This is a genomic window from Cellulomonas fimi (assembly GCF_012952065.1).
GTDB classification, from domain to species: domain Bacteria; phylum Actinomycetota; class Actinomycetes; order Actinomycetales; family Cellulomonadaceae; genus Pengzhenrongella; species Pengzhenrongella fimi_A.
In genome coordinates, this window is record NZ_JABCJJ010000004.1 from 146,527 (window position 1) to 166,962 (window position 20,436).

Consider the following 20,436-nt stretch of genomic DNA (forward strand, 5'->3'; position numbering starts at 1 on the left):
CGCCCCGCGACTGGGTGCCCGACTCCCGGGAGCGCGCCGTCGTGCGCGTGCGCGGAACGAAGCCGCTCGGCGACGCTGTCGACCATGGGCCCGGACGGCGCCGCGCACCCGCCCCGGCGGCGGGACGACGCGACGGCCGCTCGCCCGCCGTCGCGGCAGCCGAAGCCGTAGCCGTCACAGCCGCCCGCGAACCGGCGTGCGATCCACGGGGTCGGAATCGTCCGGCATCACCATCTCGGCGCGTACGCCGAGCAGCCGGACCTCCCGGTCCTCGATCTCCTCGGCGAGCGCCGCCGCGGCCGCGACGACGACCTCCGGGTCGCGCGTCGGCTCCGGCAGCTTCCGGCTAATCACCTTCGTGACGAACGGCGCGTAGCGGACCTTCAGCCCGAGGCGGAAGACGGCTCGGCCGTCGTGCGCCGCGTCGTCGGCCACCGCGCGCGCCAGCACCTGCACCGCGGCCGCGACCTGCTCGGCGGTCGTGAGGTTCTGCTGGTAGGTCGTCTCGCGACTGTGACCGCGGGGCACCCACGGGGTGTCGTCGACCGTGGTCGGGCCCAGGCCGTGGCCGAGCTCGTGGTACCAGACGCCCATGCGGGGGCCGAACTCGGCGACCAGCGCGTCCCTCGGTGCCGCGGCGAGCTCACGCACCGTGCGAACCCCCAGCGCGGCGAGACGGCGCGACACCTTGGCGCCCACGCCCCACAGCTCGATCGTGGGCCGGTCGCCCATCACCGTGAACCAGGTGTCGGCCGTGAGCCGGAAGACGCCCGCGGGCTTGGCGAAGCCCGTCGCGATCTTGGCGCGCACCTTGTTGTCGCCGATCCCCACCGAGCAGTGCAGGCCCGTCGCGGCGAGGACGTCGGCCTGGGCTCGCCGGGCGAGGCCTTCGGGATCCTGGGTCGTGGCACCCAGGAACGCCTCGTCCCACCCGAGGACCTCCACGACGGCCTCGAGCGTGCGCAGCACCGTCATGACCTCGTTCGACGCCGCCTCGTACGCGGGCGCGTCCACCGGCAGGATGATCGCGTCGGGGGCCTTGCGCGCGGCGATCCGCAGCAGCATCCCCGACCGGGCGCCGAGCTCACGTGCCTCGTAGGACGCCGTGGACACGACGGCGCGCTCGGTCGGGTCGCCCCGGCCACCCACGATGACGGGCTTGCCGACGAGCTCGGGGCGCCGCAGCACCTCGACCGCGGCGACGAACTGGTCCAGGTCGACGTGGAGCACCCACGCCCCGGCTCCGGCGTCCATGTGCACCAGTGTCGCGGCACGCGCGCCGCGCGCCACCGGTTCAGCGGCCGGGGGCGTCCCCGGTGCCGTCAGGATCTGCGTCCAGGTCGTCTGTGCAGGCTCGTCCGGCGACTTGCACAGGCAGCTCACGAGCAGGCCGCTGGGGATCGACGCGTGTTGACCGCGTCATCTACCGTCTTGGCGCCTATGGGTGTCCGCCCATGTGCCCTTCGACGAGTCCCCCCGCAGGGCGGTGCGTCTACCGGCCCAGGAGCGGACGGGGGTTGACGGTCTTGCCGTTGACGTACACCTCGAAGTGCAGGTGGCAAGCGCCCGAGAGACCGCTGTTCCCCGAGTAGCCGATGAGCTGTCCACGCGAGACCCGCTGCCCGGCGGCGACCACAGAACGGGTCAGGTGGTTCGCGCTGCTCATCAACGAGTTCCCGTCCAGGGTGCCGTAGTCGAGCATGACCTGGTTGCCGAACCCGTTTCGCCACTCGGCCCAACGCACCGTGCCATCACGCGGCGCGTAGAGCGGGGTGTTGCAGTAGGTGCGCAGATCGATGCCGGCGTGCAGCCGCACGTAGCCCAGGATCGGGTGCAGGCGCATGCCGTACTCCGAGGTGACGTACATCGGGTTGATCGACGTCGGGTTGCTGAAGACCGCGCCCGACACCGAGCCGGAGGGCGGCTGTGTGACCGGTGGGGCAGGAGGTGGCTTCTGTCCTGCTGCGGCGGCGGCAGCCGCGGCGGCTGCGGCGGCCGCCCGGGCGGCTTCGGCGGCCGCGCGTTCGCGCGCGATGATGTCGGCGAGCTCCGCCTCGAGGGCGGCCTGCTGGGCGTCGACCTGGGCCTGCTCCGCTTCCGCCTGCGCCTTCATCCCCGCGATGGCCTGCTGCTTCGCCTGCTGCTCGGCGATGAGCCGTTCGATCTCGGCGCGCCTCTCCTCGGCGGCGACACGAGCCGCCTCCGCCTCGATGACCTTCTGGTCGGCCTCGACCTTCAGCGCGGCGACCTTCTCCTTCACGGCGGTCAGCCGCGCTTGGCTGTTGCGGTTCGCGGCCTCGATCTGCTCGAGCTCGTCGAGCGCGCGGGTCTGGGTGCGCAGTGCGGTCGAGACCATGCCGTACTGGTCGACGAAGTCTTCGGTCGACTCGGCCTCCATGACGACGCTGAGGCTCGTCGCCGCGGTCTCGCCCTTGTACGCGCGCCGGGCCAGCTGTCCGACGGCGGTACGGATCTCCTTCCCGCGCGCGTCGTCGGCCGCGATGGTCGCCGTGATGCTGACCTCCTGCGCCTGGGCGTCGACGAGGCGAGCGGCGATCAGGGCGGCCTCACGCTGGTTGCGCTCGAGCGTCTCGACCGCGGCGGCCAGCTCGGCCTGGGCGACGGGCAGCCGGGCCTCGGTCGCCTGGAGGTCCAGCACTGCCTGTCCGAGCTCGGCGCTCAAGCCCTCGATCGAGGCCTCGAGCTCTTCGGAGCGCCGCTCGACGGCGGACTGCTTGCGCTGGTTCTCGCGTCGTTGGTCGTCGTACGGATCGGCTACCGCCGGCCCGGCGCCTCCGGTGAGGACGACGAGGACCGTGACGACCGCGCCCGCGATGACGCGGCGCCGGCCACGCGGCGACGCCGGGGTGCCGCCGCCCATGGGGTTGCCGGGCCGGGGTGCGTACGTCGATCGCGTCATGGTGAGGGCGGCCAGGGTGGGGGACAGGAAGGCGAGCATGACCGAGGAGAGGTTAGGCATGGTCGACGTGAAAATGCAGCAACGACACGCCCATGCCCAGCGGTGGACGAGGCGCCCGCACCGGCGGGCGGCGGTGCGTCGGCTCGGCACCGGCCGGTGCGCGGCCCCACGAGGAGGGTGCTGAACGTTCGAGCGGATTGGGAAACGGCATGTCTTCCGTTGCATGATGGCCGCGATGAGTGCGGGAGCGGATCGGGTCCAGCGGCTTCGTGTGAGTCCGCTGTCGGTCCTGTGCGCTCTACTTCTCATCGTCGGCGTGATCGCCCTCGTCCAGGTGTGCGTGCAGTCCGTCGGTGGAGGAGACCGGCCGGCGAGCGCGGCGTCGGTGAGTGTGCAGAACGACGCGATGGGCGTCGGCGTCGTTCCGGATGCCCCGGCCGCTGCCGACCCGCAGGGTGATCCCTCGAAGGCCCTGGGTGCGTGCCTGGTCGCGCTCACCGGCGTCGTGCTCGCGATCCTTGCCCGCCGCGCCCCTGAGCCACGGCTCCTCGTCCTGGCTCGGGTGGTGGTGCGCCGAGCCCGGGCGGTGGTGCGCGCGCTCCAGGCCCCGCTGATCGCCCTGACGCCGCACCGTCTCTGCGTCATTCGCACCTAGAAGTCGCGCCGCCGTGACGGTCGGCCGCCGACCGGCGCGCATCTGTGCGCGCCGTACCTCCTCGCTCTAGCCACCGGGCTGCCTCCTACCAGGTCCGTCGGCCGGAACCGGGGAGCATCCCTTACGCCCCGTCGAGACCCTGACCACGGGATCGGCACGCCTCGCCCAAGGACCGACGCCATGACCTCGCTCAATTCGCCGCGGCTCCCGCGCCGCGCTCGTACGGGGCCTGATCGCGATCTGTCTTCTCCACGTGCTCGGTGGTTGCGGCTCCGCGCAGATGACGCAGGACGCCGGATCGTGAGCGGCGGCGAAGCCGGATACATCTCCGGTGACGGCTCCGTGACGTCGCCGGTACGCCGGTCGACACCGTCGACCGGGCTGGCGACGTGGTCGTGATGAACACCGCGTACGCCGCGTGTCCACCGCGCCGCGGCGCCGTCGCATTTCCCACCACCGAGGAGAAGTACATGACCAGCCGCGAGCAACGAGCCGCAGACCGGGCCGCCAACCTGGCCAAGGTCCGCGCCGCGCAGGCGCGCACCCAACGGCGGCAGAAGGCCGTGATCATCGGTGGGGCTCTCGCCGCCGGTCTCGGCCTGGGCGTGGCGGCCGCGCTCGCCGTCGCGCGAGACATCGAGAGCCAGGCCGCGAGCGAGGCGCTCACGGAGGGGTCCATCGACGGCGTCGTCCAGTTCGAGGGGCTGTCCCAGGAGCACGTGCCCGGGCCGGTCGAGTACGAGCAGTCCCCACCTGCGGGAGGTCAGCACGCCGGCGTCTGGGTCAACTGTGGTGTGTACACCGCCCCGATCCCGAACGAGCAGGCCGTCCACTCCCTCGAGCACGGCGCCGTCTGGCTCACCTACAGTCCCGAGCTGGCGCCCGAAGGACGTGAGACGTTGACCTCGGCCGCGGAGAAGGCGAGCTATGCGCTGCTCAGCCCGGTGGCCGATCTTCCGGTTCCGGTCGTCGCCAGCGCGTGGGGCGTCCAGCTCACCCTCGACGACCCCAGCGACCCGCGCCTCGAGCAGTTCCTGCAGAAGTACCTGCAAGGTGAGCAGACTCCGGAACCCGGCGCACCGTGCACCGGGGGAGTGGACCCGACATGACGCGCGCCAGGACGACCTCCCGGGCTGCCCTCGCCGCGATCCTGGTCCTGGCGATCGCGGTGGCCGCCGTCATCGGGGTACTCGCGGGCATGCGCCTCGCTGCGCCTCCCCAGGCGGCTCCACAAGAGGGCTCGGTGGAGGCCGGATTCGCTCGGGACATGCAGGCCCACCACAGCCAGGCGGTGGAGATGTCGATGCTCGTCCTGGAACGCACCCAGGATCCGGAGGTGCGCACCCTGGCCAGTGACGTCCTGCTGACCCAGCAGCAGCAGGCGGGGCAGATGTACGGGTGGCTGGATCAGTGGAACCTGCCGCAAAGCTCCACGGAGCCTGCGATGGCCTGGATGGATGACGCCGCGGGCGGCATGTCCGGGATGACCCATGGGTCCGCCGCCGACGACGCCACCCCCGCTGGTGGGGCCGACCGGATGCCGGGCATGGCCAGCAGCGACGACCTGGCACGGCTGCGGGCCGCCACGGGACCCGACGCCGACCGGCTCTACCTGGCGCTCATGATCCCGCACCACGAAGGCGGCGTGCTCATGGCACAGGTCGCCGCCGACGAGGCGAGCGATGCGGAGACCCGGCGTCTGGCCCAGACCATCGTGGCGGCGCAGACTGCTGAGCTCACGGTGCTTCAGACGATGCTCGAGGCCCGCACCGAGCCGGCCAGTGCCACCCAGCCCCCCGAACCAGCCAACTGAGGAGCGGCAGTTGATCACGCGTCAGGTCTCCCGGCGATCCACCACAGATGGCGGCCGCCGGCGACATGCGGTGCCGGCCATTCGGCCCCCGGACTGAGCGGGGGAGACCTTCATGGACACTCCCGAGATCACCGGCCCCGTGTGGATACCCACCGCACCGCCTTCGATCGAGACGTTCCTGGCACCCACCCTCCAGCCCGTGCCGATCCTGCCGGTCCTCGCGCTCCTGCTGGCCGCCGCGTACCTGACCGGAGCGGTGCGGCTCTGGGTCGACGGGCGGCGCTGGCCCGTGGGTGCCACGCTCTCGTTCCTCCTGGGATGCGCCGTCATCGTCGTCGTCATGGGCGCGGGCATCGAGGGCTACGGCTACCGGTTGTTCTCGGTCTTCATGTTCCAGCAGCTCACCTTGATGATGGCCGTTCCGCCGTTGCTGGTTCTCGGACGGCCCGGGACGCTGCTCCTGCGAGCCATGCCCCACAACGCGGCAGGGCGAGCTGGGTTCGCCATCGCCCGGTGGGGTCTGCGCTCCGGCGCGGGCCGCATCGCGCTGCACCCCGGGCTGACCATTCCGCTCTTCCTCTTCTGCTTCTACGTGATCTACCTGGGCGGGGCGGCGAGCTCCCTCCTGGGCAGCTGGCTCGGTCACGTCTCCCTCGAGATCGTGTTCCTGGTCGGCGGCCTGCTGTTCACCATCCCGCTGCTGTCCACCGATCCGTTGCCGGTGCGCCTGGGGCACGCGGGCCGCGCGATCGACCTGCTGCTCGAGATGCCGCTGCACGCCTTCTTCGGTGTCATCCTCATGATGGCCACCACCCCCTTGGTGGCTGTCTTCGCCGCTCCGCCCGGGTCGTGGGCGGTCGATCCGATCACGGACCAGAGCATCGCGGGTGCTCTCGCCTGGTCGTACGGCGAGCTGCCAGGTCTGCTCATCGCCCTGACGATCATGGTCCGGTGGCAGCGGGACGACACGCGTCGCGCCGCGGCCGCCGACCGAGAGATCGACCTGCACGGGGACCCCGCCCTCGACGCGTACAACGCGCGCCTGGCCCAGCTGCACCGAGGCGACGGCGAGCCGCGCGGGCGTCCCTAGCCGCCGCTCGGTGGGGCCTCAGGGGCCGACATGCCGAAGGCTGGGCTGCGCGTGCCCGTGCGGTCGGCGGCTTTCCTGCTCGAGGGCCCACCGGTAGGCCGGCACGGTAGCCAGGAGCTCGGCGTGCGTGCCGCGTGCGAGGACCCGCGCGGGGGCCTTCGGCGACGGGACGTCGGCCGCCTGCCGCTCCGGGTGGCCGAGGAGGAGGATCTCGTCCGCGTGGTGCAGACCCGTGAGCCGGTGAGTGGCCAGGACCACGCCGCGGGGGGAGGCCCGGTGATCCCCGGTCGGTTCCCCGGGTGCCGGGCGTCCGGCCCGCAGCAGGTCCTCCATCAGCCGGTCTGCGGTTGCCGGGTCGAGGTGCTCTCCGGGTTCGTCGAGAAGCAGTACTCGGGCGGGGCTGGCCAGGGCGCGGGCGAGAAGCAGACGGCGCCGTTCGCCGCCGGAGACGGATGACCCGTCCGCTCCCACCACGGTGGCGAGCCCGGCGGGTAGCCCGGCAAGCCACTCCCGCAGGCCGGCCCGGTCGAGCAGCGCGACCGCTTCGGCCTCCGTGACATCGCCGCGGGCGACGCGCAGGTTTTCCAGCACCGTGGTCTCGAACACGTGAGCGTCTTCGGCGGTGAAGATCACGTGCTCGCTGAGCGGTCCGCGTCCCATGCCCCATACCGGCGTCCTGGACAGTGTCGCGGTGCCGTCCTTCGGGGGCAGCAGCCCGGCGAGAGTGAGCAGCAACGTGGTCTTGCCGACCCCGCTCGGGCCGACGACGGCGATGGAACGACCCGGAGTGACGTCCAGGCGCACGCCTGCGGCGAGGACGGGCCCCTCGGGCCAGCCGATCGCGAGGTCGCGGGCGGCCAGGTGGGGGCCCGGATCGACCGTGAGCGATCTGGCCCGGCCGGTCAGCGGCGCAGCGGTCGCACTGGTCGCACCGGTCGCGGCCGGAACCGTCCGGGCGGCGGCCGCGTCGAGCAGGTCGATGATCCGGACCGCCGAGCCGGCGGAGCGGATCAGCTGGACGGCTGCGGGGCCCAGGAGTGCGGTGCCCTCGAAGGCGGCAAGCGGGGTGAGCACGACGACGGCGAGCTCCACCTGCTCCATCGTCCCGGCGACCGTGGCGGGGATTCCGAGCGCGAGCGCCGCGAGGACGGCCACCCCCATGGCCACGACGTCGACGCCGGCGGCCAGAGCGTCGGGGCGCGCTGCGGCGTCCTTCGCGCTGGCGAGCGACGCCTCGGTGCCGCGCAGCGATGTGATGACTTGGCTCACCCTGTTCGAGACGGTCAGTTCCGCGGCTCCGTCGACCAGGGTCATGGCCGTGGCGCCCAGTTCTCCTCGGGCCTGGGTCTGCGCGTGCTCGGACAACCGGGCGGACCGCATGCTGAGCCACGGTCCCACCAGTCCCGCCGATGCCAGACAGACGGCGAGCACGGCGCCGATGCCGAGGTGGAGCCAGCCGACGAGCACGACCGAACCGACGCCCACGACGGCAGCGACGGCGGCCGGGAGCAGCGCTCGGACGACCACGTCGCCGACCGCGTCCACGTCGGCACCGGTCCTGACCAGGAGGTCGCCCCTCTTCACGCCCGCGAGGCCGTCCGGCCGACCGTCCGCCAGCGTGCGGTACAGACCCTCACGCAGGGTCGCCATGCCGCGGAGCGCGACCCGGTGGGAGGCGAGCCGCTCGAGGTAGCGCAGCAGCGCTCGGGAGATCCCGAACGTCCGCACCGCCACCGAGGCGACGGACAGCGCGAGGACCGACGGCATCTGGGACGCCCGGGCGATCAACCAGGCGGCGGTCGCGGACAGCGCCACGGCGCTGCCCAGAGCCGCACTCCCGGCCAGGACCGCCCACAAGAACCCGCGCCGGTCGAGATCGAGCAGCGCGACCGCGCGGCGCAGGGCCCGGCGCTCGGCGGCGGGCAGCGTGCGACCGAGGGTCGGTGGCCGCAGGTCCGGGCGGGCGGCGGCGCGCGGGCTGGTCATGGAACTGCCCCCACCGGCCTGGGAGCCCGACCGGCCGCCGCGCTGCGACAAGGCTGCGGGGCCACGGTGACGACGTCGTCGGCGAGGGCGATCGCGGCCGCGCGGTGGGCGATGAGCAGCACCGTGCGCCCGTCGGCACGAAGTCGGGCCACCGCGTCGAGCACCTGCCGCTCGGCCGTCGCGTCGAGGTGGGCGGTGGGTTCGTCGAGGACCACCAGGGGCTCTTCGCCGAGGAGCGCGCGGGTCAGGGCCATCCGCTGGCGTTGACCGACGGACAGCCCCACGCCGCCCTGCCCCAGGAGGGTGTCCCACCCGTCCGGCAGCGAGGCGACGACGCGATCGAAGCCGGTCGCGCGCGCGGCGGCGTCGGTGCGGTGGTCGATCGTGGTGTCGGCGGAGCCCAGGACGTTCTCGCGCACGGTGCCGGGCACGATCACCGGCCGCTGGGGTACCCACGCCACCTGGGCGTTCCACGACCCCGGGTCGACCTCGGTGAGCTCGAGGTCGCTCGGGGCGGGTACCGGTGCGTCGTCGTCGGCGCCGTCGCCGCGCCGTGCCGGCATCAGCGTGACGCGTCCGGAGTCGGGTCGCACGAGACCGAGGACGACCAGCGCTGCCGTCGTCTTCCCGGCGCCCGAGGGGCCGACCAAGGCCACCACGGCGCCCGGGCGCAGCCGGGCGGTCAGCCGCCACGGTGCGTGCGCGCCGCGTCCGGGAGCCACCACGGTGACCTCGTGGAGCACGATGTCGGTGCTGCGCAGGTCCGGTGCGGGGCGGGTGCCGCGCACCGGGAGGGGACGCTCCAGGATGGCGAAGGCCTGGTCGGCGGCGGCGATGCCGTTGGCGGAGGCGTGGAACTGGGAGCCGACCTCGCGCAGCGGTTTGTAGATCTCTGGGGCGAGCATCAGCACCGCGAGGCCGGTGGTCAGGTCCAGGTTGCCCGCGACCAGGCGCGTTCCGATCACCACGGCCACCAGCGCGACGGAGATGGAGGCGAGGAACTCCAGCACCGCACCGGACAGGAACGCGATCTTCAGGGTGCCCATCGTGGTGCGGGTGTACGCACGACCCAGCTCGCCGACGCGGTGCGCCGGCCCGTGCTCCCGTCCCAGTGCCTTCAGGGTGCTCAGGCCGGCGAGCAGGTCGAGCAGCTGGGCGCCGAGGCGCTGCATGGTCCGGAGCCTGTCGGCGGCGACCCGAGCGGTGAGCACCCCGATGAGCCACATGAAGACCGGGATGAGCGGGAGCGTGACCGTGATGATCAGGGCGGAGATGAGATCGAGGCTGAGCACGACGGCCAGCGCCGCCGGGGTCACGGTGGCGGCCAGCAGGAGCTGGGGGAGGTAGCGCACGAAGTACGGTTCCAGGTCGTCCAGGCCCCGGGTGGCCAAGGTGACGACCTGTGGTCCGTGACCGTCCGCGAGCCAGCGGGGGCCGTGCTGCACGGCGCGGGTGAGCACGTGTTCGCGCAGGTCCGCGATGACGTCACGAGCGGCGCGATGCGCGTAGGACTCCTGAACCACGAGCGTCACGCACCGCGCCGCGACCACGACGGCGAGCCACCCGACCAGGTGATCCACCTCGGACCATCCTGCGCGTCCTTCGACGACAGGGGAGACCGCCCAGGCGATCAACAGGGCCTGGGCCACCACGAGCACCGCGGTCGTCAGACCGCCGACCGCGGTGAGGGCGATGTAGGCCCGCGCCGGTCGGGCGTGGCGCAGGAGGCGGGGGTCGAGCGGTCGCAACTCAGCCGGCCACGGGCGAGGAGTGCTCGTGGTCGCGGATCCGGGTGGGGTGCAGGCCTTCGTCGGCGCCGATGTGGTCGGTGATGAGCCGCTTGCGGAACACCCAGTACGTCCAGCCCTGGTAGAGCAGGACGACCGGGACGAGCAGGAGCGCGACGAAGCTCATCACGGTGAGGGTCGCAGCTGAGGACGCGGCGTCCCGGATGCTCAAGGACCAGGACGGGTCGAGGGACGACGGCATCGCGTCGGGGAACATGATGCTGAAGACGACCGTGACGGTAGCCGCGATCGCGACGGCGTTGAACGTGAAGGCCCAGCCCTCACGTCGTGCCCGCGACGCCGCCAGGACGCCCCCGAGGCTGAGCAGCGCCACGCCCAGCGGGATCCACGAGAAGACGTTGGTCGAGAAGACCAGCTGCGCCCACAGCGACCAGCCGCCGGCGACGAGGAGGGAGAGCACCGACATGCGGGCGGCGAGCCGTCCGGCCCGCAGGCGCACGTCGCCACCGGTCTTCAGCGCCAGGAAGACGGCGCCGTGGGTCAGGAACAGTGACGCGGTCGCCAACGCGCCCAGCAGCGTGAACGGTGTGAACAGCGACATGAGCCCGCCGGTGAGCTGGTGCGAGCCGTCGACGATCCGGATCTCCATGCCTTGGGCGAAGTTGGCGAACACGAAGCCCCACAGCAGACCCGGCACCCACGCCCCGGCGGTGTGGCCCCAGTCGGCCCGACTGCGCCAGCGCGGGTCGTCGATCTTTCCGCGCCACTCGATCGCGCACACGCGCACGATGAGCGACAGCAGGATCGCCAGGATGGGCCCGTAGAACCCGGAGAACATCGTCGCGTACCAGTTCGGGAACGCGGCGAACGTGGCGCCGACCGCGGTGATCAGCCACACCTCGTTCCCGTCCCACACCGGGCCGATCGTGCCCAGCAGCACCCGCCGCTCCTTCTCGTCGCGGGCGAAGGGCTTGAGCAGCATACCCACGCCGAAGTCGAAGCCCTCGAGCACGAAGTAGCCGGTCCACAGGACCGCGATGATGAGGAACCACAGGAGTGGAAGATCCATGTCGCGACTCCAGATTGGCGGTTGCGGCCGCTTCCGGCAGCCACGGTGGGAAAAGTGTCGTCTGCGCTCAGTACGCGAACGACAGGGTGGGTTCAGGGTCGCCCGACGGTCCTTCGTCGTCGGTCGTGGTTGCGGGCGGCTGGACGCCCTCCACGACGTAGCGGCGCACGAGGAGGAACCAGATCACGCCGAGCACCCCGTAGAGCAGTGTGAACAGGATGAGGGAGGTCAGCACCGCGCCGGCGGGCACGACCGTCGAGACCCCGTCCTGCGTGAGCAGGTACACCTGGTCCACCGGGTTGGCGGGGTTGGGGTAGACCACCCATGGCTGGCGGCCCATCTCGGTGAAGATCCACCCGAACGACGAGGCCAGGAACGGCATGGGCAGCGCGGCCAGGCACAGCCGGGAGAACCAGGTGGAACCGGTGACCCGACCCTTGCGCAGCAACCACAGGCCGACCGCCGCGAGGACGGCCGACCCGGCGCCGAGCCCGATCATCAGTCGGAAGCTCCAGTACGTGACCATGAGGTTCGGTCGGTAGTCCACGTCGGTGCCGAACTGGTCGCCGTAACGCTCGGTGTACTCGGCCTGCAGGTCTTCGACCCCCGGCAGGTAGCTCTCCGGGCCGGTGAAGCTGCCCGTACCCAGGAAGGACGTGACGCCGGGGATCTGGATCAGTTGCCTGACCCCCTCACAGCTGTTGGAGAGGTCGCCGATGGTGAGCAGCGAGAACGCGGCCGACTCCTCGCCCTCGCACAGGGCCTCGGCAGCCGACATCTTCATGGGCTGCTGCTCGTACATGAGCTTGCCCTGCAGGTCACCGGTCACGCCCACACCGATCCCGGCCAGCACCATCGTCACCAGACCGACGTACGCACCCGGGCGCCAGATGGTGCGGGCCTCGTCGTCGCGACCACTCCGCACGGCCCGGACGATCCACCAGCCGCAGATCCCGGCGACGAACGTCCCCGCGACCAAGAACGCCGAGGCGACCGTGTGGGAGTACGCCGCGATCAGGGTGTTGTTCGTCATGACCTCGACGAAGCCGCGAACCCCGTCGAGCTCGGCGCGACCGGTCTCGGGGTTGTACACCGCACCGACCGGATGCTGCATCCAGGAGTTCGCCGCGAGGATCCAGTACGCCGAGATGTTCGTGCCGACGGCGACCAGCCAGATGCAGGCGGTGTGCAGCCACTTGGGCAGGCGACCCTCGCCGAAGATCCACAGACCGAGGAACGTCGACTCCAGGAAGAAGGCCGCCAGGGCCTCGATGGCCAGCGGTGCGCCGAAGACGTCCCCGACGAAACGCGAGTACTCGGACCAGTTCATCCCGAACTGGAACTCCTGCACGATCCCTGTTGCCACGCCGAGCGCGAAGTTGATCAGCAGGATCTTGCCGAAGAACTTCGTCAGCTTGCGCCACTTCTCGTTGCCGGTCCGCACCCAGGCGGTCTGCAGCAGCGCGACCAACGGAGCCAGGCCGATGGTCAGGGGGACGAGGATGAAGTGATAGACGGTGGTGAGGCCGAACTGCCACCGAGCGATGTCAAGCGTCTCCACCGTTCCGCCCTTCACGAGTTCGGGGTACGCGACGCCAACGTAGGCGCCGCGCGAGGCGGTCCCCAAACCGCGAGCGGTCGAACCGGTGTGATCTTCGACGCACCGCCCGCGCCCGCGGCGGCCGAGGCCTGCTCCCGCTCGGCGGCAGCGATCCTCGCGGGGGAGTCACCTGCCGAGCCGCGGACGGGGTATCGTCTGCATACCTAGACAGATGTGGAGATGAACAATGGGTGCTGTCACACCACTGGACGCCTGCGAGGTCGTCATGGTGCATCCGGACAAGGTCGCGCTGGCACGCGAGCACTCCCCGGACGCGGACCAGGCGGCGACTCTTGCGCAGCTGTTCAAGCTGCTCGGCGACCCCAAGCGCACCCGCATCCTGTACGCGCTGCTCGAGGCGGGCGAGCTGTGCGTGTGCGACCTGGCGGCGGCGGTCGAGGCGACCGAGACGGCGGTGTCCCAGGCGCTGCGACTGCTCCGGACGGCCGGCGTGGTCGACAACCGACGAGCAGGGCGGATGGTGTACTACCGCCTGGCCGACGGACACGTCCGGATGCTGCTGGACCTGTCCCGTGAGCACACGCTGCACGAGGGAGGCCGTTGATGGGCGCCGGGCACGGTCATGGACCGGTCACCGAGCACGCCGGCGGTCGGTACCGCGCTCGGCTGGCCGCTGCGTTCGCGCTGACCGCGAGCTTCTTCACCGTCGAGCTCGTCGCCGGGCTGCTCTCGGGCTCGCTGGCCCTCGTCTCGGACGCGGGCCACATGGCCGCGGACGTCGTCGCGCTCGGAGCCGCCCTCTTCGCCACGCGCATCGCCACGCGACCGGACCGGTCCGGTCGCCGCACCTACGGCTCCTATCGCGCCGAGGTGTTCGCCTCCGGCCTGACGGTGCTGATCATGCTCGGAGTCGGGACCTACGTCCTGGTGGCGGGCATCCGCCGAGTCGGGCAGGACGCCGAGGTGGCCTCCGGGACCATGCTGGTGGTGGGCGGGATCGGCCTCGCGATCAACGTGGCGTCGTTGCTCCTGCTGCGGGGCGGGTCGAAGGAGAGCCTCAACGTGCGTGGCGCGTACTTCGAGGTGATAGCCGACGCCGCGGGATCCGTGGGGGTGATGGTCGCGGGTGTCCTGATCATCGTGACAGGCCAGCCCGTCTGGGACGTCGTCGTGGCGGTGGCCATCGCCGTCTTCGTCGTCGTCCGCGCGGTCACCCTCGGGCGCCAGGTGCTCGCCGTCCTCGGCCAGCACGCGCCCGAGGGCATCGATCCGGAGGCCGTCGCCACCTCGCTGGGAGCGATCCCCGGCGTCGCTCAGGTGCACGACCTGCACGTCTGGGCGCTCACGTCGGGCATGAACGTCGCGACCGCGCACCTCGTGGCCACCTCCCGGGGCGACGAGCCGGACGTCCTCGACGCGGCACGCGACGTCCTGGAGGAGCAGTTCGGGATCACCCACGCCACCTTGCAGGTCGAAGCCCCGAACCGTGACGGCTGTGCGGAGCTGACGTGGTGAGCGGGCGCGCGCGGCCGGGCCGGCTTGCGCGCCCGGCGTCCATGGTTGCCGCGCCGGCGCCGCGGCACGGCATCAGGGCAGGTGCGCAGCATGATGCCTGAGAAGAACCCCAACAAGCGCCCCCGATGGGCGTTCATGCTCTCCCTGCTGGCGTTCGCCGCGGTTGCCGCGGGCTACGCCGCCATCATCCTGCGCGCTCTCCCCTAGGACCGCTGAGGCGTGGCCGCGCCCAGCGCGGCACCGGGGCCCAAGTCGGTTGCGCGACAACCTCACCCCGTTGCCCGGTGACGTGCTGTACTTCTCAGGCAAAGTTCGGTCGTGCGAACTTTGGAGACGAGGCGATGATGGCGTCCGGTTCAGCACCCGTCGTAGCCGTCCGACGGCGAACCGTGCTGCCCCTCCTGGGCCCGGCCTTCGTCGCGGCGATCGCGTACGTCGACCCCGGCAACGTGGCCGCGAACCTGACCGCGGGCGCCCGGTACGGCTTCCTGCTGGTGTGGGTGCTGGTGATGGCCAACGCCATGGCCGTGGTGGTGCAGTACCAGTCGGCGAAGCTGGGTCTGGTGACGGGGCGCACCCTCCCTGAGCTGATCGGTCAGCGGCTGCCGAGGACGAAGCGCCTGGCCTTCTGGGGCCAGGCGGAGGTGGTCGCGGCGGCGACCGACCTGGCCGAGGTCATCGGGGGAGCCATCGCGCTGAACCTGCTGTTCGGCACCCCGCTGCTGGCCGGTGGGCTGATCGTGGGCGTCGTGTCGATGCTGATCCTGGCGGTCCAGAACCACTACGGTCAGTGGCGGTTCGAGTCCGTGGTCATCGGCCTGCTCGTGATCATCACCGTGGGGTTCGTGACCGGACTCGTCGTGAACCCGCCAGGCGCCGGAGACGTGCTCTCCGGCCTGGTTCCCCGGTTCGCCGGGACCGACAGCGTCCTGCTCGCGACCAGCATGCTCGGTGCCACGGTGATGCCCCACGCCATCTACGTCCATTCCGCGCTCGCGCGGGACCGGCACGGACCTGCCGTCGGACCCGACCAGCGTGGCCACCTGCTTCGTGCGACCCGGTGGGACGTGGTCGGGGCCCTCGGTGTGGCCGGGATGGTGAACATCGCGATGCTGCTGCTGGCGGCCTCCAGCCTGCGGGGAGTGCCGGGCACCGACACCATCGAGGGAGCCCATGCGGCCGTCGTCTCGACGCTCGGCCCCGCGATCGGGTTCGTCTTCGCGGTCGGCCTCCTGGCGTCCGGCCTCGCCTCCACCTCCGTGGGCTGCTACGCCGGCGCGACGATCATGCAAGGGCTCATCCACCGTCAGATCCCGCTGCTGGTCCGGCGGCTGATCACGATGGTCCCCGCCCTGCTGATGCTCGCGCTCGGGGCCGACCCGACCTGGGCCCTGGTCATCAGCCAGGTGGTGCTCAGCTTCGGCATCCCGTTCGCCCTGATCCCGTTGCTGCATCTGACCAGCGACCGGGAGCTCATGGGCGGCGCCGTCAACCGCCCGACGATGCGGTGGGTCATGCGCCTGATCGTGCTGATCATCACCGCCCTGAACGTGGGCCTGATCGGACTCACACTTGCGGGTGTGTGACCCGTCGTCCGGCGTTGCGTCGGGGACGACCGGGCTGGATCCACGCCGGTTCCCTCGACGACGACGGCGAGCGATGGCAGGAGGGCGGCGCACCACCGTCTATCGTCATCGGCGTGGGCGATGGGGAGCTGGATTCCGTGACGCGCCTTGGTGATGGACGAGGTGCTCATCCCGGGGCGGGCGCGACGAGCACGGCCGTCCCGCCTGCTGCACCGCGGAGCAGGTTGCTGGCGGCGCACCGGCTCATGGGGGTGGACGTCGCTCGCGGCGTGGCCCTGATCGGGATGATGTCGGTGCACGTCCTGCCGCCACTGGCCGCCGACGGATCCGTGAGCTGGGCATATCGCATCTCTGCAGGCCGCGCCTCGGCGCTCTTCGCTGTGCTGGCGGGGTTGTCACTGATGCTGGCCTACCGGCCACGCTCCGGGGAGACGGTGGAGCCTGGTGTGCGTCGCGGAGTGATGGCTCGCGCCGGCTTCATTGCCGGCGTGGGCCTCATCCTGGGCCTGTTCGGGTCGGGAGTGGCGGTGATCCTCGTCCACTACGCCGTGCTGTTCGCGGTGGGCACGCTGTTCATGAGGCTCGGCGCGCGCGCGCTTCTGGTCACGGGACTGGTATGGCTCGTCGTGAGCCCGGTCGCCGGCCAGCTCCTGCGGCCTCTCGTGCCACCTGGTCCCGGTCCGAGCCCATCCGTGATCTCCCTCTTCAATCCCCTCGAGCTCGTGACGACGGTCGTGCTCACCGGCTACTACCCCGTCCTGCAATGGACGGGATACCTGCTCATCGGGATGGGCCTCGGCCGTCTGCCGCTTCGTCGGCCCACGACCGGGTGGTGGTTGCTGGTCTCCGGGACAGTCCTCGCGGTCGTGGCGAAGGTGGTCTCGGCCGTACTGCTCGGGCCGGCCGGGGGTCTGCAACGGCTCGCCGCGGAGCCGTCTCCGGTCGCCGGCCGTGACCTTTCCACGCTGCTGCAGGCAGGCCTGTACGGCACGACGCCGACGACGTCGTGGTGGTGGTTGGCCGTGTCTGCACCACACGCGGGCACGCCGCCAGACCTGTTGCACACGGCTGGAACGGCGGTCGCGCTGGTCGGTGCCTGCCTGCTCGTGGTGTCGGCACTACGCGCGCGATGGAGGGCAGTGGTCCTCCCCGTCGCCGCCGCCGGGTCGATGACCCTCACCCTGTACACGCTGCACGTCGTCGTGCTGGCGGCGGTCAACGGCGCGGCTCGGTCGTCCGCGGACGACTCACCGGCCGTGCTGTTGACGTTCAACGTCGTCCTGGCACTCGCTGTGGCGACCGCCTGGCAGGTGACCGGTCGGCGTGGCCCTCTCGAGGACATGGCCAACGACGTGAGCACGACGGCTCGACGTCGCGCGCATGTCGACCGCGGGGCCGCCTGACGCGTGCGTGTCCGGGTCGGTCGAGTGACAGTCGAGTGGTTGGCGAGCGCCGCCCAGGCGTTGTGGCGACCGCAGGAGGGGGCTCCCCGGTCGCCGTGGGACGGGCTCGTCAGGTCGACAGCCTGCGGACCAGGGGCGTCTTGCCCAGGAGCGTCCTCGGGATCCGGTCCACGCGCTCCACGGAGAGCAGAGCCGGGTCGGCACCTGCTTCGTGAAGCGCGCGGGCGATCCGTTGCTGCACGCGCGCGGTGGGGGAGTCGGCGCCTCGCGCGACCAGGATGACGCGCAGGCCGTCGGACTCCTGGTTGACCTGCCACTGCACCACGTCGGCGTCGTCGAGGGCCGCGCTGAAAGTGTGGGGATGGATCGCCACAGGGCCGTGCGGGCCGGAAAGCGTCAGGATGTCCTCCTCACGGTGTCGACCCGTTCCAGGACGCCGAACGGACGACCGCAGGGGCAGCGTGAGCTGCTCAGCGTGACCCGGTCGGACAGCTCGTAGCGGATGAGCGGGAGGGTTCTCGAGAAGAGGACCGTCACCAGGAGACGGGATCCGGGGCTGCCGGCCGGGACCGGGTCGCCGGCGTGGTCGACCGGTTCCACGATGACCAGGTCGTCGTACAGGTGCCGCGTGCCCGACGTGCAGGGGGACGCTATGCCTGCGGTCTCGGTGGATGCGTACACGTCGAAGGGTCGGGTTCGCCACGCGCCGGCCATCTCCTGTGCGGCGCGGTCGGTGAGGACCTCGGACGCAGAAATGACAGCACGGGGTGCGATGTGCAGACGCCCCTGGCGCTGTGCGATGGCCAGTGGTCGCAGCGCCGACGCGTACCCGACGAGCACGTCGGGGCGGAACGAGTTGAGAGACGCGATGGTCTCCGCCAGGTCGCTTCGTGCGTCGAGTCGCAGCGTGGGGACCATGCGCGAGCTGAGCGAGGCGCCCACCACGGCGCTCTGGTGGGTCGGGACCGTGGAGCTGACGACGGCCGTTCGTACAGGGTGCCGTGGGCCGGCGCGCACACCGGCCCAGACCAGGGCACGCGAGTAGGACGCGAGCACGGTGGCCCACTCGGATCGGTTCCAGACGAACACGCCACGGCGTCCCGTGGTCCCGGCGGTGGCGGCCGCCCGCCAGCGTCCCCGGAACGGTTGACCGGGGTCACCACCGGTCTCGGCGAGGTGCCGCGGGTGACGCTCGACGTCCGCCAGGCTCAGGCCCCGCGCGGTGAGGACGGTGTCGAAGTGCGACATGAGCTGATCCTTTGGTCACCACCGGGAGCTCCGACAACGGCGCCCCATTCAAGGCCCGGTGCTGCCGCGCATAGAAGGGCGAGCGTGCGGAGGCGAAGTGCCGTAGCCGTTCGAGCGCGGCTGCCTGCTGCGTCAGGAGCTCTGCGCGGGTCCAGTGGTCGTGTCGCGTGAGGACCGCACGCTCCGCCAGGACCCGTGCCAGCAGCTGCATGTCCATGGTGACCTCCCGACACCCCAGGATGGTTGTCGGCGATCAAGGGAGTCCGTCGGCTGCGTCACCGTTCGATGAAGCCCGCGCGATCTGAGCAGCAGCTCGAGCCCGAGACCACGGGGGATCTGATCTCCAGGTGGGCTGCGCCCCTGTGACCGTGGCCGAGATCGGTCACAGCCCGAGCAGGGGGCGCGGGTTCACGGTGCTTCCGTTCACGTAGACCTCGAAGTGCAGGTGGCAGGCAGCGGAGATCCCCGTGTTCCCGGAGTACCCGATCAGCTGTCCCTGGGAGACCTTCTGGCCGGCCCGGACCGCGACGCTGGTCATGTGGTTCGAGCTCGACATGAGCGAGTTCCCGTCCACGGTGCCGTAATCGATCATGACCTGGTTGCCGAAGCCGTTTCGCCATTCGGCCCACCGCACCGTCCCGTCCCGTGGTGCGTACAGCGGCGTTCCGCAGTAGGCGCGCAGATCGATCCCGGCGTGCAGGCGCACGTAGCCGAGGATCGGGTGCAGGCGCATCCCGTACTCGGACGTGACGTAGATGGGATTGGTCGCCGTCGGGTTGCCGAACAGCGACCCCGTGACCTTGCCCGACGGCGGTTGAACCGGGGGGGGCGGCTTCTGCCCCGCTGCGGCGGCCGCTGCTGCGGCAGCGGCACGTGCCGCTTCGGCGGCGGCACGCTCGGCTGCGATGATGCCGGCCAGCTCGGCGGCGATCGCGTTGCGGTTGGCCTCGACCTGGGCCTGCTCGGCCTCCGCCTGCGCCTTCATGCCGGTGATGACCTGCTGCCGTGCGGACTGCTCGACGATCAGCTGCTCGATCTCGGCCTGGCGGGCGGCGGCTTCAGCTTGTGCGGCATCGGCTTCCACGACTTTCGCGTCGGCTTCCACCTTCAAGGCCGCGACCTTCTCCTTGACCGCGGTCAGGCGAGCTTGGCTGTTGCGGTTTGCCGCGTCGAGCTGTTCGAGCTCTCCCAGCGCGCGGGTCTGGGTTCGCAGCGCGGTCGACACCATGCCGTACTCGTCGACGAACTCCTCGGCGCTGCCCGCGTCCATGACCATGCTCAGGCCCGTGGCGGCTGTCTGGCCCTTGTACGCCTGTCGGGCCAGCTGGCCGATCACTGTGCGCAGGTCGTCGCCGCGGGCCTCGTCAGTGGCGATCGTCTCGGTGATGCCCTGCTCCTGTGCCCTCGCATCCTCCAGCCGCGCCGCGATGAGAGCTGCCTCCCGGCGGGATCGCTCGAGCGTCTCTTGAGCCGCAGCCAGCTCGGCCTGCGCGGCCGGTAGCCGCGATTGCGTCTCCTGGAGCGCGAGGACGGCTGCGGCGAGCTCGGCACTCAGGTCCTCGACGGACTCCTCGAGCTCCGCCGCTCGCCGCTCCTGCTCAGCCGCCCGGCGCTGGGCGTCGCGACGCTGATCGTCGTAGCCGTCGCCCACGGCAGGCGCCGCCACTCCGAGCAGCCCGACCAGCACCCCGACGCACAGGAACCCTACCCAGCGGCCACGATGGAGCCGCGGAGCACTCGAGAGCCGACGGTCCGGCCGGTGTCCGCGGCGGTGAAAGAAGGTCACAGTCAAGCTCCGTAACTCCAGCGAAGAGAGGTGCGCGTCACACAGACGTTAGAGCC

17 protein-coding genes are annotated in these 20,436 nt (G+C 71.4%); 8 read left to right on the top strand and 9 right to left on the bottom strand.

From position 1 onward, the window contains the following. Nucleotides 1-174: 174 nt before the first annotated feature. On the bottom strand, nucleotides 175-1,254 hold the full coding sequence (locus tag HIR71_RS04425) for a DNA polymerase IV (RefSeq protein ID WP_169323796.1): 1,080 nt from the start codon (nucleotides 1,252-1,254) through the stop codon (nucleotides 175-177). A gap of 238 nt (nucleotides 1,255-1,492) precedes the next feature. Next, complete coding sequence (locus tag HIR71_RS04430) at nucleotides 1,493-2,980, bottom strand: M23 family metallopeptidase (RefSeq protein ID WP_249051560.1); 1,488 nt, start codon at nucleotides 2,978-2,980, stop codon at nucleotides 1,493-1,495. Nucleotides 2,981-3,236: 256 nt separating this feature from the next. On the opposite strand from HIR71_RS04430, the gene HIR71_RS04435 reads away from it, so the two are divergent. The 4 genes from HIR71_RS04435 (at nucleotide 3,237) to HIR71_RS04450 (ending at nucleotide 6,478) form a co-directional block, all read left to right on the top strand. Beyond that, nucleotides 3,237-3,575, top strand: coding sequence for a hypothetical protein (locus HIR71_RS04435; protein ID WP_169323798.1), 339 nt, complete (start codon nucleotides 3,237-3,239; stop codon nucleotides 3,573-3,575). 470 nt (nucleotides 3,576-4,045) lie between these two features. Then, nucleotides 4,046-4,684, top strand: a complete 639-nt coding sequence (locus HIR71_RS04440; protein ID WP_169323800.1) for a DUF3105 domain-containing protein — start codon at nucleotides 4,046-4,048, stop codon at nucleotides 4,682-4,684. Next, nucleotides 4,681-5,388 (top strand): DUF305 domain-containing protein, encoded by a 708-nt coding sequence (locus HIR71_RS04445; RefSeq protein ID WP_169323802.1) that lies wholly within the window; start codon nucleotides 4,681-4,683, stop codon nucleotides 5,386-5,388. Before HIR71_RS04440 ends, HIR71_RS04445 begins: the two co-directional genes overlap by 4 nt. A gap of 112 nt (nucleotides 5,389-5,500) precedes the next feature. Next, a complete protein-coding gene (locus tag HIR71_RS04450) occupies nucleotides 5,501-6,478 on the top strand; it encodes a cytochrome c oxidase assembly protein (protein ID WP_169323804.1) in 978 nt (325 codons plus the stop codon). A gap of 18 nt (nucleotides 6,479-6,496) precedes the next feature. On the opposite strand, the gene cydC is transcribed toward HIR71_RS04450, so the two are convergent. The 4 genes from cydC to HIR71_RS04470 form a co-directional block, all read right to left on the bottom strand. Continuing rightward, on the bottom strand, nucleotides 6,497-8,464 hold the full coding sequence (gene cydC / locus HIR71_RS04455) for a thiol reductant ABC exporter subunit CydC (protein WP_169323806.1): 1,968 nt from the start codon (nucleotides 8,462-8,464) through the stop codon (nucleotides 6,497-6,499). Next, on the bottom strand, nucleotides 8,461-10,212 hold the full coding sequence (cydD, locus tag HIR71_RS04460; RefSeq protein WP_169323807.1) for a thiol reductant ABC exporter subunit CydD: 1,752 nt from the start codon (nucleotides 10,210-10,212) through the stop codon (nucleotides 8,461-8,463). The genes cydC and cydD overlap by 4 nt, the downstream gene beginning before the upstream one ends. 1 nt (nucleotide 10,213) lies before the next feature. Beyond that, entirely contained in the window at nucleotides 10,214-11,281 is a 1,068-nt protein-coding gene (gene cydB, locus HIR71_RS04465; RefSeq protein WP_169323809.1) for a cytochrome d ubiquinol oxidase subunit II, read from the bottom strand. Nucleotides 11,282-11,348: 67 nt separating this feature from the next. Then, complete coding sequence (locus HIR71_RS04470) at nucleotides 11,349-12,842, bottom strand: cytochrome ubiquinol oxidase subunit I (protein ID WP_169323811.1); 1,494 nt, start codon at nucleotides 12,840-12,842, stop codon at nucleotides 11,349-11,351. A 226-nt stretch (nucleotides 12,843-13,068) separates the two neighbouring features. Between HIR71_RS04470 and HIR71_RS04475 the strand changes: the two genes are divergently transcribed. The 4 genes from HIR71_RS04475 (at nucleotide 13,069) to HIR71_RS04490 (ending at nucleotide 17,346) form a co-directional block, all read left to right on the top strand. Further along, entirely contained in the window at nucleotides 13,069-13,446 is a 378-nt protein-coding gene (locus tag HIR71_RS04475) for an ArsR/SmtB family transcription factor (RefSeq protein ID WP_169323813.1), read from the top strand. Next, nucleotides 13,446-14,357 carry a cation diffusion facilitator family transporter gene (locus tag HIR71_RS04480; protein WP_169323816.1) on the top strand — a complete coding sequence of 304 codons (912 nt, stop codon included), beginning with the start codon at nucleotides 13,446-13,448 and terminating at the stop codon, nucleotides 14,355-14,357. Before HIR71_RS04475 ends, HIR71_RS04480 begins: the two co-directional genes overlap by 1 nt. 341 nt (nucleotides 14,358-14,698) lie before the next feature. Then, complete coding sequence (locus HIR71_RS04485) at nucleotides 14,699-15,943, top strand: Nramp family divalent metal transporter (RefSeq protein WP_169323818.1); 1,245 nt, start codon at nucleotides 14,699-14,701, stop codon at nucleotides 15,941-15,943. 224 nt (nucleotides 15,944-16,167) lie between these two features. Next, nucleotides 16,168-17,346, top strand: a complete 1,179-nt coding sequence (locus HIR71_RS04490; RefSeq protein ID WP_169323820.1) for a heparan-alpha-glucosaminide N-acetyltransferase domain-containing protein — start codon at nucleotides 16,168-16,170, stop codon at nucleotides 17,344-17,346. A 109-nt stretch (nucleotides 17,347-17,455) separates the two neighbouring features. On the opposite strand, the gene HIR71_RS16700 is transcribed toward HIR71_RS04490, so the two are convergent. The 3 genes from HIR71_RS16700 to HIR71_RS04500 form a co-directional block, all read right to left on the bottom strand. After that, a complete protein-coding gene (locus HIR71_RS16700) occupies nucleotides 17,456-17,719 on the bottom strand; it encodes a hypothetical protein (RefSeq protein ID WP_249051561.1) in 264 nt (87 codons plus the stop codon). 23 nt (nucleotides 17,720-17,742) lie between these two features. Then, nucleotides 17,743-18,594 (bottom strand): phenylacetate--CoA ligase family protein, encoded by an 852-nt coding sequence (locus HIR71_RS16705; protein ID WP_249051562.1) that lies wholly within the window; start codon nucleotides 18,592-18,594, stop codon nucleotides 17,743-17,745. A 382-nt stretch (nucleotides 18,595-18,976) separates the two neighbouring features. Beyond that, the gene (locus HIR71_RS04500) at nucleotides 18,977-20,281 is read right to left on the bottom strand and encodes a peptidoglycan DD-metalloendopeptidase family protein (RefSeq protein ID WP_311836085.1); all 1,305 of its coding nucleotides are present in this window, start codon (nucleotides 20,279-20,281) and stop codon (nucleotides 18,977-18,979) included. Nucleotides 20,282-20,436 lie beyond the last annotated feature (155 nt).